The sequence below is a fragment of the Paenibacillus sp. PCH8 genome (assembly GCF_002968835.1).
Classification (GTDB): Bacteria; Bacillota; Bacilli; order Paenibacillales; family Paenibacillaceae; genus Paenibacillus.
The window spans coordinates 2,332,652-2,349,755 of record NZ_PKQK01000001.1 but is presented as its reverse complement, the minus strand read 5'-3'; the positions used below and the strand labels follow the sequence as shown (position 1 = coordinate 2,349,755).

At 46.7% G+C, this 17,104-nt stretch carries 11 protein-coding genes, 1 pseudogene and 1 riboswitch; of the genes and pseudogenes, 3 read left to right on the top strand and 9 right to left on the bottom strand.

Annotated features, from left to right (window positions below):
• Positions 1-181: 181 nt before the first annotated feature.
• Positions 182-3,004 (bottom strand): PAS domain-containing sensor histidine kinase, encoded by a 2,823-nt coding sequence (locus C0Q44_RS10105; protein ID WP_181150923.1) that lies wholly within the window; start codon positions 3,002-3,004, stop codon positions 182-184.
• A 369-nt stretch (positions 3,005-3,373) separates the two neighbouring features.
• Here C0Q44_RS10105 and C0Q44_RS10100 point away from each other — a divergent pair.
• Positions 3,374-4,071 (top strand): annotated as a pseudogene (locus C0Q44_RS10100) (response regulator transcription factor).
• 48 nt (positions 4,072-4,119) lie between these two features.
• On the opposite strand, the gene C0Q44_RS10095 reads toward C0Q44_RS10100, so the two are convergent.
• The gene (locus C0Q44_RS10095; protein WP_105407117.1) at positions 4,120-4,536 is read right to left on the bottom strand and encodes a hypothetical protein; all 417 of its coding nucleotides are present in this window, start codon (positions 4,534-4,536) and stop codon (positions 4,120-4,122) included.
• A gap of 243 nt (positions 4,537-4,779) precedes the next feature.
• Between C0Q44_RS10095 and C0Q44_RS10090 the strand changes: the two genes are divergently transcribed.
• Both C0Q44_RS10090 and C0Q44_RS10080 read left to right on the top strand, forming a co-directional pair.
• The gene (locus C0Q44_RS10090; protein ID WP_105407116.1) at positions 4,780-5,922 is read left to right on the top strand and encodes a virulence factor; all 1,143 of its coding nucleotides are present in this window, start codon (positions 4,780-4,782) and stop codon (positions 5,920-5,922) included.
• Positions 5,923-6,068: 146 nt separating this feature from the next.
• Positions 6,069-6,284, top strand: a riboswitch (Lysine riboswitch).
• 116 nt (positions 6,285-6,400) lie between these two features.
• Positions 6,401-7,885 (top strand): amino acid permease, encoded by a 1,485-nt coding sequence (locus C0Q44_RS10080; RefSeq protein WP_105407114.1) that lies wholly within the window; start codon positions 6,401-6,403, stop codon positions 7,883-7,885.
• Between the two features lie 52 nt (positions 7,886-7,937).
• Here the strand turns inward: C0Q44_RS10080 and C0Q44_RS10075 are convergent, their stop codons facing one another.
• The 7 genes from C0Q44_RS10075 to C0Q44_RS31750 all read right to left on the bottom strand — a co-directional run bounded on the left by C0Q44_RS10075 (position 7,938) and on the right by C0Q44_RS31750 (position 16,669).
• On the bottom strand, positions 7,938-8,183 hold the full coding sequence (locus C0Q44_RS10075; RefSeq protein ID WP_105407113.1) for a hypothetical protein: 246 nt from the start codon (positions 8,181-8,183) through the stop codon (positions 7,938-7,940).
• A gap of 82 nt (positions 8,184-8,265) precedes the next feature.
• Complete coding sequence (locus C0Q44_RS10070) at positions 8,266-9,393, bottom strand: transglutaminase domain-containing protein (protein ID WP_105407112.1); 1,128 nt, start codon at positions 9,391-9,393, stop codon at positions 8,266-8,268.
• Between the two features lie 202 nt (positions 9,394-9,595).
• Positions 9,596-11,983, bottom strand: coding sequence for an S-layer homology domain-containing protein (locus tag C0Q44_RS10065; RefSeq protein ID WP_105407111.1), 2,388 nt, complete (start codon positions 11,981-11,983; stop codon positions 9,596-9,598).
• Positions 11,984-12,348: 365 nt separating this feature from the next.
• Positions 12,349-13,137 carry an alpha/beta hydrolase gene (locus C0Q44_RS10060; protein WP_181150922.1) on the bottom strand — a complete coding sequence of 263 codons (789 nt, stop codon included), beginning with the start codon at positions 13,135-13,137 and terminating at the stop codon, positions 12,349-12,351.
• A gap of 156 nt (positions 13,138-13,293) precedes the next feature.
• Positions 13,294-13,920, bottom strand: coding sequence for a bifunctional 4-hydroxy-2-oxoglutarate aldolase/2-dehydro-3-deoxy-phosphogluconate aldolase (locus tag C0Q44_RS10055; protein ID WP_105407109.1), 627 nt, complete (start codon positions 13,918-13,920; stop codon positions 13,294-13,296).
• 152 nt (positions 13,921-14,072) lie between these two features.
• On the bottom strand, positions 14,073-15,224 hold the full coding sequence (locus tag C0Q44_RS10050) for an MFS transporter (protein WP_105407108.1): 1,152 nt from the start codon (positions 15,222-15,224) through the stop codon (positions 14,073-14,075).
• A 374-nt stretch (positions 15,225-15,598) separates the two neighbouring features.
• Positions 15,599-16,669, bottom strand: coding sequence for a glycosyltransferase family 2 protein (locus tag C0Q44_RS31750; RefSeq protein ID WP_105407671.1), 1,071 nt, complete (start codon positions 16,667-16,669; stop codon positions 15,599-15,601).
• Positions 16,670-17,104 lie beyond the last annotated feature (435 nt).

The window sequence follows — 17,104 nt, the reverse complement described above, 5'->3', positions numbered from 1 at the left end:
TGCATGGGATGCAAATTATGGCTCTATATACAGTGTGCAAAAGAATAGGGTTTTTTATCCGAAATCATGAAAAACAAAAAAAGCCTTTACCTCTATGACGCTTGCGCGGCGAAAGGTAAAAGCTCTGTCTACATTCATAACCATAAATCATACGAAGTGAAATGAATACCTGAATCATTGTCTACAGTAATACATCCTGTTTTGGCAGTCGAACCTTGAATGTGCTCCCTTTGTCCGTTGCAGATATGAAGGTCAGCGTACCCTTGTGATCCTCCACAATTTTGCGGGAAATGTACAAGCCGAGTCCCGTGCCACCAATCTGCCGATGACCCGAATTATCCACACGATAGAATTTGTTGAACAACCTTTCCTTCTCTTGCTCCGCGATACCGATTCCGTAATCACGCACATCGATACATAACCATTCCTCTTCTTCCCATAATGTAACATCAATTCGATCTGCCCCCGGAGAGTATTTCACCGCATTACCCACCAGATTATGCAGAACCTGAACCATTCTGTTCTGATCCGCATAAGCGAAGAAGTCTCCATTAAAGGTATGAACATAGATGCGCTGGACAGACTTCATATTCCACTGATCGGCGACCCCTTCTACCAATTCAACCAGCGGTACATACGTCATATGGTAAGTCATGCCTTCGTTGTCGAGGCGCTGAATATCGAGTACATCGTCCAGCAGACTACTCAGCCGCATGCCCTCTGAGGAGATGGTCTGCATAAATTCCTGGCGTTGGGTTGCGGGAAGATCATACATCATCATTAACTCCACATACCCCATGATCGTAGCCACAGGTGTTCGAAGCTCATGGGATACCACGCTGATCAGCTCATTCTTCATGCGATCCAGCCGTTCTTCCCCTGTACGGTCACGGAATACCAGTAGAAACCCATGGTTTTTACCTGGGACATCCATCTGTTTCATGTAAAGGGAAAATAAACTTTTCTCCACATTATTAAAAATGAATTCTGTCTCAATAAAAGCGGTTTCCCCATCCAGAAATGCTCTCGTCTGATCCAGCAGATTGAAGTTCTCGGTCAATACCATGGTGTCAATTGCCTGAGCCAAGTCTTTAATGGATCTGCCCAGGAAATCACCCAGACCAAACATCTCTTCTACCCTCTGGTTGACAATGGTTATCGTGCCTGATCGATCTGACATGACGAGCCCTTCCCGCACGGATTCTATAAATTGCTCACTGATGTCCCGCTGTTCCTGAATGGCGATCTTTTCATTAAACAACTCCGAGTTTAGCTTCTCCAGTGCAAGGGCATGACGTACACGATCTTCTTCTGCTCTTGTTCGCTCCGTAATATCTTTAATAAACAGATTATATAATGTTTCGTTCTTGCCCAACTGGATTTCCACAATCTTGTACTCAATCGGAAAGACGGAACCGTCCCGGTGAATACCTGAGATTTCTTCAACTGTGGTATGCCTTTTGCCTTCAAAAAATTCAAATTGCTGCAGCATTTTCTTGATCTCCACGCAACTGGTTCCTTGAAAAAGAGACGGCGCGTTCTTGTAGAGAACCACTTCTTCCCGCTGCAATCCAAACATTCTCTCAGCCTCCGGATTAAACTCAATAATCACTCCATTGGAGTCTACAGCGATAATGGCATCAATGGATGATTCAATAATTGCACGTTTCACCTCCTCACTATTCTTGAGTTCCTTGGTACGTGCTATAACCCTGTCCTCCAGCGTTAACTTGTCCTGACGAATCTGTTCGAATTGTTCCAGCAGCACATCGGCCATCTTCCGAAGATTACCAATCAGGATCTGCACTTCGGTTACATGACTGGTGGGCCACTCCATCTTTCCATTCCGAAACAGCAATCTCGGAAGAGAACCTGTCATCCGCGTTAACCTTAACAATGGGCTGACTACCTTGCTGCTGAGCGGAGCCGCCACGATCATGGAAGCAACGATAATGATAAACAGGGATTGCAACGTAGTGAGGTATATCGACTCTATACGAGAATAATAATTAGCCGAGTTAGTCTCAACCAATACCCGGTAAGGTGTTATAACTGACATATCCGCTTCATAGATGAAAGAGACCTTCTCCCAGTGAGCCAGAACATCGCTGTAATGAGCACTTCGGGAATTTAACAGGATGAGGCTGCCTACGGAGTTGAGCAGGCGATAATGGTTCATGTCCATGTAGTCACCCGCCTGGAGTGTGTACAATCCCGAAGCGACAACTACATCATTCCGATTCAGCAGAATCACATTCACACCCAGAAGATGGTGATAACGCTTCATATTTTGAACCATATTCTTCGAGGTCACATACTGTTCATCCAGATCCTGAACAACTGCACTCGCAGCATGTTTCATATCACGTATTATTGCTTCATGCATCTGGTTCAACTGTCTGCGGCTATCCGCTGATAACAACATAAGAGAAGCAAATACCACGAAGGCCACCACATATTTAAATGCAATTCTGGTCAGTGGAATAGTAGCTGTTCGCTTCGATTTGTCTTCACCCATCGTGATCCAGAAATCGACCACAATTCCCGCAATCAGTGCATTAACCATACTGATTACAGCAATATACATATACTCATACTTCACATCTTCCATACTTAGGCCCAGCATAAAACGTCCGTAAAAAATAACCGGTAACAACATAACCACCCAAAAGACAGCGTTGGCTTTGATCAAACTACCGTTCTTCCAACGAATCTGCCATCCGATCATCCAGATCAGTTCAATGTAGTGCGCAATCATCAGATTTACGTTATTAGGGTCCAACCCTTCTACGATGATATACATCAGATGGATGGCTGTAATGGTGATGAATCCGTAGATGGCCCCATGCAAACGAAGCGAAACAAGTGCAGCAGCACTGCCGACCATTAACTGTACACCATAAAATAAAGTGATCGGATACATCGTTCCCAGGAACCCAAGAGAGATTAGAACCAAGGTCCCTAGCCATGGAATCCTTAACTTCAATACTATCCAATTCAGCATTCGCCTTGCCCTTATAAGTTCCATAAGCAACTGCCCTCACAGCTGGATTTCCGTTCTTTATTCAACAACAACGTAGGTTCCTCCTATAAAAATCAGCGGATACAATCCACTTTTTTCCCCTCAAATCGTTCTGATCCATTATACTGTAATTAGTACCTGATGAATCTCTGGGAAATTCTGATTGATCGTAAAATAATCTGCATTCATGTTAAAATATTGAAGTTCATCAAAAAGCCAACTTCCCGTCTACATATACTTCCTATATTCTGGGATAGAAACATTAAAAAATTTGCAGTATTTATTAACAAATCACAATATTTTTTTAGTATTTTCTTAACAAAACATTATTTTCACCAGGAGTGTGACTTTATGACTATCAAAGTACTTCTTATAGAAGATGAGAAAAATCTAGCCGACATGATTGCTTTTTTTCTTGAGGAGGAAGGATACATAACGGAACGGGTCCATCATGCCCGCGAGGCGCTTCAATTGTTCCCCCAATTCCAGCCGGATATTGTTGTAACGGACCTGATGCTACCCGAAACGGATGGGAATGGTCTCGTAGATGCATTTCGCCAGCACTCCACAGTACCCATTCTGATGATCTCGGCCAGCACAATGCTAAATGATCGTCTTCGGGCATTGCATAATGGTGCGGATGATTTTCTCTGCAAGCCATTCAGCCTGAAAGAACTGGATGCCAGAATCAAGGCATTATTGCGCAGATCGACTATTTCCTATCCTGATAAGCCGGTGAAGGAAGACAAACAGACAGAAGTTATAGGACATGTGAATGTCAATGAGTACAGAAGGACTCTGTTTGTGGATGGGGTTGAAATTGAGGTCACTCATATTGAGTTTGAAATTATGAAGGAATTGTACCGGAATCCGGGCAAAGTATTCACCCGCAATGAGCTTATGGATCGCATCAAAGGTTCCGAACGAGCTTATCTGGATCGTACCATTGATGTACATATCTCCAGCCTGCGCAAAAAAATTGAGCCTGATCCCAAGAACCCCGTTATATCAAAACGGTTTGGGGAACAGGCTATAAATATGTGATCTAGTCTCATACAATGATTGAAGTTAGAATATTACAGGCCACATCTCCGATCTTATCGCATGGATAAGATCGGAGATGTGGCTATTTGTGTTGGGTACAGCGAGGAATGCAGATACTGCTCCATGTCCTTAATCAGATGATCCGGATCTTGTTCGTTCCAGAGAATCATCTTCATCTCCCCTGTACCTGTAATCTGTTGCAGGTGCCGTTTGCGAATGAGCGATTTGAAATCGGTAATGACCAGTAACGGAATCTGGGGCATAAACGCCCGAATGGCATTGGCTGCTGACACGGCTTCTTCAGCAACCTGATAATCAACAATACAAAAGCGGGAGTTTTCCCAACCTCCCCGATCTGTCTCCGACGACAAACCTGCAGGAGCTTCAGCGATCCATTCCCTGAGCAGTTGAATCATATTTTCATATGCAATACGACGTTTTCCATCCGAAAGCACGGTAATGGGTTCCATAGGTATAACCTCCAGTTGGTTCTTCCCCTTATTGTGTCAACTTTCGTTTAAAAATGTTTGTGCGTGAACATGAAAGAAGTGTTAACAATTTTCGCACTTCTTCACATGAAAGGTTTTGTTACATCTGCGTGGCCCCAGGATGATTTCGCAGTTTCACCACATTCATGTAAAATAGAGGAATACCTGCGTGATTTAATATACGGGAAATCACGGATGAATATGGTATCTTAGGAGGTTACACCAATGAATATTGTTTCCATTGAACCAACACCGAGTCCAAATACGATGATGCTGCATCTCGATGAACGTCTGGAGGACGGGATTCGTAGAACATATACACTGGACAACGAACGATCCGCCCCCGCGTTCATTCGCCAGATGCTTCACATCCCCGGAGTAAAGAGTGTATTCCACACGACAGACTTCGTGGCGCTCGACCGTAAAGGTAATGCAGAGTGGTCCGTCATTCTGGGCGAAGTCCAGAACCGCCTTGGACAACAAGGCATAGACCTGGACTGGATCGAATCCGAAGATGGCTCAGGCGAGCACTTCGGAGAAGCGCAGGTATTCGTTCAGTTCTTCAGAGGCGTTCCCATGCAAATCAGGGTCAAAGCCGGTGCCAAGGAAGAACGAATTTCGCTGTCGGACCGTTTTGTCAAAGCCGTTACTGAAGTTGCCAGTGCAACGATGATCAAAGAACGCAAGCTAAGTGATTACGGCGTTCGATATGGCGAATTACCGGACATCGCCCGTGAAGTGGAACAGGAATTGGAAGCTGCCTACCCTCCGGAACGACTGGAGCAGGTCATCCAACAGGCGATTGAACATGGCACCAAATCAGAAGAGTTCGTAGAGCGCCGTCGCCAATTGCATGGAGCCGAGCTTGAAGAGGCTTTGCGGAGCGAGGACTGGAATGTACGCTACGCGGCATTTGACGGCATGGAGCCAACGGCAGAAAGACTGTCCCTCGTAGCCCATGCCCTGCAAGACAACAAAATGCAAATTCGCCGCTTGGCGGTGGTATATCTGGGCGACATTCGTACACCGGAAGCGATGGAACTGCTGTATGCAGCGCTCCAAGACAGTTCTCCTGCGGTACGCCGTACTGCCGGGGATACGTTGTCAGATATCGGTGACCCTGCCGCCACTCCAGCCATGACAGCAACATTATCCGATAAAAGTAAACTTGTACGCTGGCGTGCTGCACGTTTTCTATATGAGGTCGGAACGGAAGAAGCTGAGCAAGCATTACGAGTTGCTGCAGATGATCCCGAATTTGAAGTCAGTCTACAGGCCAAGATGGCTCTGGAGCGGATCGAATCGGGTGAACAGGCTGCTGGAACCGTATGGCAGCAGATGGCTGGGCGTAACAAGAAAGAGGAGTAGTCGTTCTTCAGACTTCACACCCAACAATTGGCATTGCACTGGAAAAGCATGAGCGTTATACTGATTGTCTGTTTACTAAACAGGACACACTGTGTTAAGTTGTGTTGTCATAATTTCATAGACAATAGATACACCTCATCCATTAATGGTGAGGTAGAGGTCGCGGGTGCGATCAGTACGCTGATGGAGGCGCTAAGGAGCCGTCTACGATATCAGCCGAAAGGTGTACCCGCCGAAGCACACTGGACGTTCCTCTATACGGTCCGGTGGGCTGGGGCTGCTGTCGAAAGGCGCAGAACTGTCACGGAAGTACATATTCTTTGATGAAGGTATGATTTCTTCTGTGTTGAGCTATCTTAATCATCTGGGACATGGTGCGGACATTGAATATAGAGACCGCAGGCTGATGCCTGCGGTCTTTTTTGTTTATGAATCAAGGTATCGCAAACATCAGTATATCGAATGAAGGAGTGTTTCCATGCAAGACCGCAGTAACCCGTCAACCTCAACCGAACCTACCCTGAAAAAAGGATTACGCGCACGCCACATGACGATGATTGCCCTTGGTGGTTCAATCGGTACCGGGCTATTCCTCGCAAGTGGTACTGCCATCTCCACCGCAGGACCTGGCGGAGCATTAATTGCCTATGTGGCCGTTGGCATCATGGTCTATTTCCTGATGACCAGTCTTGGTGAACTTGCTACCTTTATGCCGGACTCCGGTTCATTTAATACGTATGCCGCACGTTTTGTTGATCCCGCGCTTGGATTCGCCATGGGCTGGAACTTCTGGTACAACTGGGCCGTGACCATTGCTGCCGAGCTTGCCGCCGCCACGGTACTTATCAAATACTGGTTCCCTGACAGCTCATCCATGTTATGGAGCTTGCTGTTCCTCGTGCTGATCTTTTCCTTGAACGTCCTGTCTGTCAAAGGGTACGGAGAATCCGAATACTGGTTCGCCATTATCAAGGTAGCTACCGTTATCATCTTCCTGGCCGTTGGCGTGCTTATGATCTTCGGTATTATGGGTGGAGAAGCAGTGGGTTTCAGTAACTTCACCATAGGTGATGCGCCGATCCATGGCGGATTCTTCGCTGTATTGGGTGTGTTCATGGCTGCCGGATTCTCATTCCAGGGCACCGAGCTTATTGGTGTAGCTGCCGGTGAAAGTGAGAACCCGCGTGAAAATGTCCCGCGTGCGATTCGTCAAGTATTCTGGCGTATTTTGATTTTTTACATTTTGGCGATTACCGTGATCAGTCTGATCATTCCGTACACTCATCCGAATCTGCTCAAGGGTGATCTGCAAAATATCGGCGTCAGCCCGTTTACACTGGTCTTTGAGAAAGCTGGACTCGCCATTGCGGCTTCCGTCATGAATGCCGTAATTCTGACCTCTGTACTCTCTGCCGGCAACTCAGGCATGTATGCTTCAAGCCGGGTTCTCTATGCTCTTGCCCGTGACGGTAAAGCCCCTCGCTTCCTGGGCAAGTTGAACAAAAAAGGCATTCCGATGAATGCCCTGTTGCTCACGACAGCCGTTGGCATGTTGGCATTCCTTGCCTCCCTGTTCGGCGATGGCATTGTGTATACCTGGTTGCTGAACGCATCCGGTATGTGTGGTTTTATCACTTGGCTTGGTATCGCCATAAGTCATTATCGCTTCCGCCGTGCATACGTTGCCCAAGGCAGGGACCTGAGCGATCTGCCTTACCGCGCACGCTGGTTCCCATTTGGGCCCATTTTCGCCTTTGTCCTGTGTATTATCGTGATCATCGGACAGAACTACCAGGCATTCACTGGTGATCAGATTGATTGGAGCGGAGCAATCGTCGCTTACCTGAGCGTACCGTTGTTCCTGGTATTGTGGCTCGGTTATAAATGGATCAAGAAGACCAAAGTGGTGCCGCTGCAGGAATGTGATTTCACACCTACGGATTCACCAACCGACAAGCACTAAGAGGAAATATTTGAAATGAAGACGAAGCTTATGCTTACAATACAACTTTCTTTCAGAAAGCTTCTATATAAGTTGATACGATCTGACTCCATCTAAGAAAACACCCCCTGTCGTTGCAGTCTTCCTTCTGTAGCGCCACGGGGATGTTTTTGTCTAGACCCAATGCAGCCATAGCTACTTCTTCTTCTTCTTCTGATGCTGTATCGCTCATCTGCGTAGTGTTCGCATACGCCAAAGAATAGAATAGCAAAGCGACATATACCAAAAATAGACAATGATCCAACGCCTTCCATTGCATACAAAAAGAACGCTCCTCAAGCGGAGCGTCCTGTTCCAAAACAATGATGTGTCACATGATTCGCTCCTGTGTCCAAGCAGGTTTAGAGCGTCCAGTTAATCTTGACTCGCAGATCCGTGGTTCCTTCCATTTTGGACACATAATAAGATATCGATTTCATACCAAGCTGGTACAAATCCTGCAAATCTTCAATCAATCCAGTCTCCGTACCCTTGTACCTGAACGTAAGCGAGGTTCCGCCTTCCTTCAGCGTACTCTGAACCTTAGTCTTGAGCGCAGCATGGCCTTTCACGGCATCCTGTTCATCATACAGCGAGTAGTCCAGAGCATAGTACAGCTTCTGATATGCGGCCTTGTTGCGATCTCCGCCCTTCACCAGCTTCAATAACGCCTCCCGATACGGAGCTGGTGCAGCAGGGTATTTGCCTTTGCCTGTCCAAATATGGTCACGCGCCATCTCATCATCGCTCAGCAAATAATAGCTATGGCTGACCTTCCCTTTACGGTCAGGGGTAGGGTCATCCCAGGTCGTATCCATGTGGTACCACTTTCCGCCCAGGTTCACAAGATTCCAGGCATGAAGTTGCCCACCCGCTGTGCCTTCCACAATCCGGTTATCGATGCCCACTCGCTCCAGCATCCGGTAAGCCAGTAGTGAATATCCCTGACACACGGTACTGCCCGTAACAAGCCCATCGTAGGCTGTGTACTTCTTCAAAGAGGTATCATAAGAAAGGTTAAGCACAATCCAATCATGAATGACTTTAACTTTCTCATGATCCGTCATGCCTGGTTTGATCATTTCTTTCAACACATTCGTCACTTTACGATTCACATAATCGGTCTGTTCCTTCGTCTCCCGGTACGAGAGAGTCACATGGACTTCGGCCGACACATTGGAACCTTTATAATTAAATGCATAACTTTTAACGGTATATTGAATATAGGGGTCACTCTTCATTGCCTCATCGATGGAGGTCTGCAATTGTTTTTTGAGCCCTTTCACATTGCCTTTGTATGTAAAAACAAGTTCCTCCGTTCGCTGCGACATTGCGGTAAGCAAGGTCTGGCGCAAATCCGTGGTCGAGGATATATCTGATGTTCCCGATGCAGCATACAGCTGATCCAGATCAACCGTACGTGGTAACGCAACAGCAATCAGACAGCCTGCCAGCAATATGGTGAACATTCTTTTCCCGTTCTTGCCCATGAAAGGAACCCACCCCTCTTCGCAAAGTTCTCACGCCCTATTGTATCACAAAAGGTTCTGTCATCATTCTTCTAGTTTTGTAAAAATTAAATCAAAAGAGACCTTCTATGGAAGGTCTCCCTGATCTTCAGTCACATGAAATCACGATTACCCGTTATCATAATCCTATGATTCACATGGGCATCTATTCGCAATTCCTAATCTAATACAGACGATTACCACTCATAAATGTATCTGTTTTGCCTTGAAGCTTGGCAAGCCGTTCCAATACCTGTGACGCTTCAGCTACTGTCACTTTGCGTGTTGGCATGAACCGACCTTCAATGGAAGGAAGCAAGCCCATTTTCAGACTCAGGGAAACAGCTCCCTTATTCGTAACGGCACTGGCATCCGCGACATTGGGAAGATCCGATGGTAACGTGTAGAATCCGGCCAGCTTCTCATAGCGTAATATACGTACGAGCAGCACTGCCAATTCTTCACGAGTCATCTCTTCTTGCGGATTCAGATTCTGTTCAGGGTCCGCTCCGACAAGCCAGCGCTGATCCATTAATGCACGGACAGCCTTATAATAGGGACTGTCTGGCGTAACGTCGGCATACAGCTTGTCAGCACCATCTCCACTATAGTACATATCCATATTGGGATTAAGTGCTCTTGCCAGATAGTTAAACCAGTCTCCTCTAGTGATGACACGATCCGGGAATACCCTTCCCTGCTCATCAGCAAGCAACACGCCATGTTGTGTCATATTAAGGACAGCTGCTTCCGCCACATGACCCGCAATATCCGTAAGATCAGCCTTTGTTGCAGAGCTTGGGCTACCGTATAACGGCGTCCATTCTCCCGAGTTGGCATCGAGTACCTCAACGTTTCCATCGAGCGAATTCTCACCTCGCGAGGGAATGTAAGCAAGGTTAATCCCAAGAGGTATTGCCTGCCCACTCACGCTATATCCACCATGACGAGAGTAAGCCAGGTTCAGCTTGAAGTCTTTCAGATAGATTGCCTTGGCTTCCTCATGACTGAGGGCAGGCTTAACATCTGTTGGCAGTTGTTCTGGCGTTGCAGCCATGTGCGTATAGAATTCGTTAATCGTCCCGTTGTTCAGCACCTGTACTTGTGCCGAATCACCATTGACCGGAATCCCGTTCAGGTATCGCTGGAACATAAACGTACGAGCATCATCTACCTCGGTGACGTTAGACAACCGTAGCTGCTTCGTAGCATCCGGAATAAGTGCAATGACCGTATTGATCGCCAGTTTCTCGGCTTGCGTCCGAGTCATGGTCTTGCCCTGTTTTTCCTCAGACGGCTTCTCCTGCTCGGCGTCTGGCCCTATCCGATCATACATGCTATAGCTGTAGATCTGTCCGGTAGTCGCATCCACCTGTGCTGAAATGTCCCGCATAAACATATAAGATGCGCTCGCACTCCGGTTACTCCAGCTCAGACTCCAGACCTGATTATTCGGACTGGTATACTGCCCTTTATTTAACTGACTGTGCTCCAGCTTGTAGCCCTTTGGAAGTTCAAAGTTCTTTTTGACCAGATTCTCGGCCTGTTGTGCATTTAATCTCTGACCGTTTGCCGGGACAAAAGAGGCTACACTGCCTTTCAGCGGTTTATCGTGCCCGAAAGACTCTTCATCAACAGCTTTTCCAGTACTCGGGTCAATTCGATCCAATGTATTCGCTTCAAGCGAAACCATACTGTGATTCTTCGGCACATACCCGAGATAATACGGTTGAACCAGCTTTGAAGAAAGTCCATTTTTAGAGATATAGGCTAATTCCACATCAAACTGTTTCTCAAACTGCTGTCTGGCCTTCTCTTCCGAGATTGCCGGTTTCGATGAAGGATATTTAGCTGCGGTAGTACTCCGTGAATAACCTGTTACCAGGCCACTTTCATCCACATTTATGTAGACTGTATCCGCGTCAGACAACAACCCGTCATGTTTTAACTGGTAACCATACCGATACTCCGTTCTGCCGAACAATGATTGTTGTTCGATCGATGAATAGAGATCTCCAAGAGAAGCATACTCCTTGTCCTTCAGACCGGGAATGGCTTGGTACAGAAATGTCACGGCTTTCTCTTCAGCTTCAGCCTTAGTCAGCTTCACATCGGATGCCGAGATATGCTTATCCATGATATCCGATGGTAAATGTACACTTAACACTTCCCCTGTGTCTGCATGTACGGTTGCACCGAATCCCATCGTATGATTGCCCTGAGTAATCTGGAACCCGATCTCCCACGCTTTGTAATCTGGTCGTGGATAGGAATTAGGTGAATCGAATCGTGCAGATGAGATCGTTGCTTTTTTTAATAATGGAAATAATTTAAATATATTTTCACTGGCTTGCCTGGATGAGATTTTCGCTCCCTCGGGCACGTCATTGCTCGTTGCGTCTAGTTGTTCATGATCCCCCGTTGTTTCGGTCACCTGTTCTGCTTGCGCGGCTGCTGCACTCCCCGCATAACCCGGTGTTTGCGAAGCAAGCAACAATGTTGCCATGGCTGCCGTTGCCGCTTTGGCTGTGAACATTTTGAAACGTACATTTATCTTCCAATTCAAACTCAAATCTGGACCTCTCCCTTCAATTTCATACAAGGATGCATACCAAATAACCTCGCATGAATATTGCCAGTCTATCCTATGATACCATAAGCTTCCTTTTTAATGGTCATTTTCGGGGCAATTTTACAAATGTGAATTTCTGCATATTGCTTCAAAATAGCAAAAAAACGCCATCCACGTTGGCGTTTCCTCTGTTAGCCTGCTTCTTTATGTAGGCCTGATTCTCCCCTATTAACCGCTATTGATAGTTGAATCGATGCACTTCGTCCGGCCTTGGACATGGGTTTTCAAGAACGGAATAACGGTATCCCAGAATGCGGGATCTTCCTCGGAACAACTGTGTCCTCCGCTGTTGACCCATAGATGTTCTACAGGCGGATCGGCTTTGGACATAAAATATTCAAGCTCACTCGGGGAATGAAGTTGTCTCCCTTGGAATGCACCATAAGCATCGGCAGTTGCATTCCTCTGCGCCGTTCATTCAGCATTATCACCGGATCACGCTGACGATAGGAACTCAGAGATTCGCCAAGTCTCCAGAACCAGATTCTCGGAATCAACTGAGCGAGTGGAAACAGAGGCAGACGCCGGCGTCTCAGCTCCGAACTGACGATGACCTCAAATTGCGATGGCATGGAGTCGGTAATAACCGCTGATACGGGAATACCCTCTGTCACCGCAAGAATCGTACCCAGTCCACCTAGAGAATGTCCAAGTACACCAATAGCATCCGGATCAATCTCCGGTCGTGCAGTCGTGTACTTCAATGCCGCCAGCAGATCATCCCGGAACAAATAGGCGGATGCAGCACGAACCGGATCACTGGCCCCGTGACTTCGGACATCATACATAAACAGGGCATATCCCGCTTCCCAGATCGGTCGTGCATAACGAAGAACACGTGAGCGATTGGAGCCCCAGCCATGTGCAATAATAACGAGCGGCCATGGCTTAGGCATATCGGCTCTGGCCGGTATGAACCAACCGTGCACCCGACCTCCACCACTATCAAAGGTCACATCCTCAAATGGCATTGGTGGTGTCATTGTGATCGGAATCTTTCGGGGTGTCTGGCTCTTCACCGCTGCCTGCCATAATCCACCTGCCGTCACTGCAGCAACAGCCAGCATACCGCCAATCATTGTTCTAGCTTTCACAGGGCATCTATCCTCTCCGGCTTCTGGCATATATCCATCATAAGACAATAGGATGAACTGCACGTTAAACTTCATCGGTTTTTATGATAACGATTAATCTAAAGAAGCCTTCATATATATACCCAATTTCACATAATCCTCATGTGCAGATGAAACCTAGACCTTAGCCAATTCCACAAATGTACGTGCACAGGCTGCAATCTGCTCATGATCTCCTGCTGCAAGGGCTTCTCGTGGTAGAAGTGCACTTCCCAGGCCCACGGCAGCCGCGCCTGCTGCATAATAATCAGCAATGTTCTCTAGTGTGGCACCACCTGTTGCCAGCAGTGGAATGTGATCCAGTGGAGCTTTGATCTCTCTCAGATACGGAATGCCCAGACTCGCCATCGGAAACAGCTTCACGACACGTGCTCCCGCTTCATGTGCAGCTATAATCTCCGTTGGTGTCATGGCTCCAGGCCAGATCTCCACTCCATGTTCTACAGCATATTCAATCACGGACAGATCGACATTGGGAGACACCAAAAATTGTGCCCCTGCCGCCACTGCTTCCTTGGCCATCTGCACGTTCAGTACCGTGCCCGCTCCAACATAAGCTTTTCCTTCATGCCGCTCACGCCAGTCTGCAATAATATGATGTGCTCCGGGTGTGTTAAGTGTTACTTCCATCAGGCGAATCCCCCCGCCCGTCATGCCTTGTCCTGCGGTTACCGCCGCTTCACGGCTAATGCCGCGCACGATGGCGACCAGCCTTGATTCCAATAGTACTTGCGTCAAATTCATATCCAATTCCCCTTGTTTTTAAAGATTCGGCAGCCGAAGACAAGCAATCATGTTCACTGCTTTTCCGTTAGTTATTATTGTAAAGCATATCCTCCCCTGGATGAAATATATTAATCCAATATTCACTTCTTCCTTATATAAAGACATTGAATTTAACTTGGCTTTGTAGTCAACCTGAAGGAAACAAGGGCAATCGCCAGCGCCAGCAGCAGGACCATACCACCGATCCACCCCAAATTCTGAACGGAATTGTATTTCACAACCACACCTCCCAATCCGGCACCGAGAGTCATACCTATGTTCATTACTGCCGTATTGTAACTCAGGACTGTTTCAGAAGACTGTGGTCTCAATGTTATCAAATAGAACTGATTCGCGGGCGTTGTTATCCAGGCAGCTGTGCCCCAAATCATGATGGTCAGAAGAATACCTATTGTGGAACCTGCTGTGATTGGCAAAATAAAGAGGGCTCCAGCATGAATAATCAAACTGATTGGAATCGTGCGAACAGGTCCCCATCGATCTACCGCATAGCCACCAAGACGAGAACCTATAAATGCAAATACACCCAATACAAGTAACGCCGTGCTAATCATTTCTATTGAAAAATCAGCTACTATACTTAAAAGTGGAGCGATATATGCAAATACCATGGTGTACCCCAGAATCCAGAATACAGTCGTTAATAATCCAGTAATAACCTTTTTATCTTTGATAATCAACAATTGTTGCTTCAGGGAGAGAGACGGGTTACCTTCCATTCGAGGAATAAATCTGTACAACAGCATAAAATTAATAAATGCAATGATTGCAATCATAATATAAACATAGTGCCAATCCATGTAGGCAGCAATGAAGGTACCAATCGGCACTCCTAATACCAACGAAACGGTGAATCCTGTGATGACAGTTGCAATGGCGCTACCCTGTTTGCCAGCAGGAGCTAGTCTTGCAGCATAGTTCGTGGCAAGGACAAAATACAGACCACCACTCATGGCCAATACAATGCGGGAGAACATAAGCATGCCAAAGTTCAAACTGAAGAATGCAATGATATTTCCCAAGATAAAAATAAGCATGGAATACAAAAGTACTTTTTTACGTTGTAACTTGGAAGTCAGCATGACCAGAGCCCAGGCTCCCAATGCATGAGATAGTGCATATACGGTGACCAATTGTCCCGCTAATGAGATGGAAACCTGTAAATCGCGGGCAATGATATCTAGAACGCCAGATACGACAAATTCGGCTGTTCCTACAACGAAGGCACCTAAAGCCAATAAATAGATGATAAATGAATTCATTTCAATCTCCTTTGTTCAAAAAAATAGTGTATGAAATCTTCTGGATATATTCGTTTGTTGAAATTTATAATAGATATAAAAGACAAATTATATCTATAATAAGTACAAAAAATACTTACTGCATCATTGATTTTTTACTGGCAATCGAAAGATAATTTGGCGTAATTGGCAGCTTTGGAATACTTCAAAATCTAATTCCTCCTCAATAAAAGACTTAATATGTCTACAATAACTCCTTTGATGCAAATACGTCAACAACCCCCTCTCATTAAAGTGGCACCTTGCGTCCACTCCTTCATCAGAGGAGGCGCTTGTCACAAACAACTGCTCTAGCAATATCTATACCTACAGTTCCATTCTATATGCATGGTGCTTTAGGCATTTTCCAATACATTATCCTTCTCCAAATCTTTAAAGTAACGATCGTTATATAACATGCTCGGATGTGTTGGGTGATAGGCAAGTGCGATATCATTATGTTCCCGGGCCTTGGCACGGTTACCCATCCGGTCATAACAGACACAGAGTTGCAGATGCGGCATCCAGGTCCAGGCTGCTTCATTCAGCACCACCATAGGATCATCAGGACGTACAGCACGAGTCGCCTGTTCGTACCAGAACAGGGCTTTGCGATAATCTTCACGGTCGGCAAAATAACCACCTAATCGGCAGCAGATCTCGGCTCTCGGCAAATCATAAGCAAACGATCGCAGCAGCGCCGACACTTCCTGTTCCGGACGTTTACGTGCGGCCTCACAATCCGCAATTTTCTGGCAAGCAGCAATCTGATCTTCCAGCCAGCCAAGACCGGTATCCAGAAACTTTCCATAGTACTTCACCGCATCCTCGTGCTGCCCGTGATCCTTCAATTCGTTGCCAAAATAGTACAAGTCGCGCGGCGCGAATTCCTCTCCGGCCTGCTCCCTTTTGCGATAGATCCGCAGATTGCGATCGGTATATTCCTTATCTTTCTTGTGGGTAACCGCGATATCACTATGCAACAGATTGCCCGCTACAGCCAGATATTCATGCACTGCACCAATCCAGCGGAATTGCCGATCCCGACGCACCAGACGATTCCGGCGCAGGCTGTAAGCTACCAGTCCTTCTGCCGTGAATGAAAGATGATAATCCATCGTAACACTATCGACAGCCGGGTCCAGCGAACGTTTCAAAGCAATTAGCTTGGCGCGGTCTTCCGCTTCGAACACATCATCGGCATCCAGCCACAGAATATATTCACTCGTCGCCTGATCAAAGGCAAAGTTACGCGCTGCTGCAAAATCATCCACCCATTCAAAATCAAAGATACAATCCGTGTATCGCGCTGCGATCTGGCGGGTACGATCGGTTGAACCGGTATCAACGATTACAATCTCATCCGTAATACCGTTGACCGAGTCCAGACATCTGGTAAGGGAAGCTTCTTCATTTTTGACAATCATGCACAAGGTAATACTGATCGTCTCTTCGCCTCGTCTGGCCCTGCGGTTAAAAGCAGATACCCCCGGCAGTTCGGACAGGCGATAGATGTGATAGGCAGGAAGATGCGTATCAACGAATAAACGAAAACCAAGTGCCTGAGCACGGATGCAAAAATGTCGATCTTCACCCCAGAAAGATACATTCGGAATCTGGTCATACGAAACCCCGGCTGCCAATACATTTTGGCGAATGAGGGTACAAGCCCCGAGTCCTCCAACTTCGTAACAACCGGGAATCCGCAACTGGTTCAGAAAAGCAGTCGTTTGCGTACCTTCGTCTTCCGCCTCCGTCCCGGCTGATGTTTTGCCACCTCGACGATATAAGGCATACTCATCCTGAAGCCATACCTGCGGCATTTCCCTTGCGCCAGGCTGCCATCGCGTCCAGAAAATAGT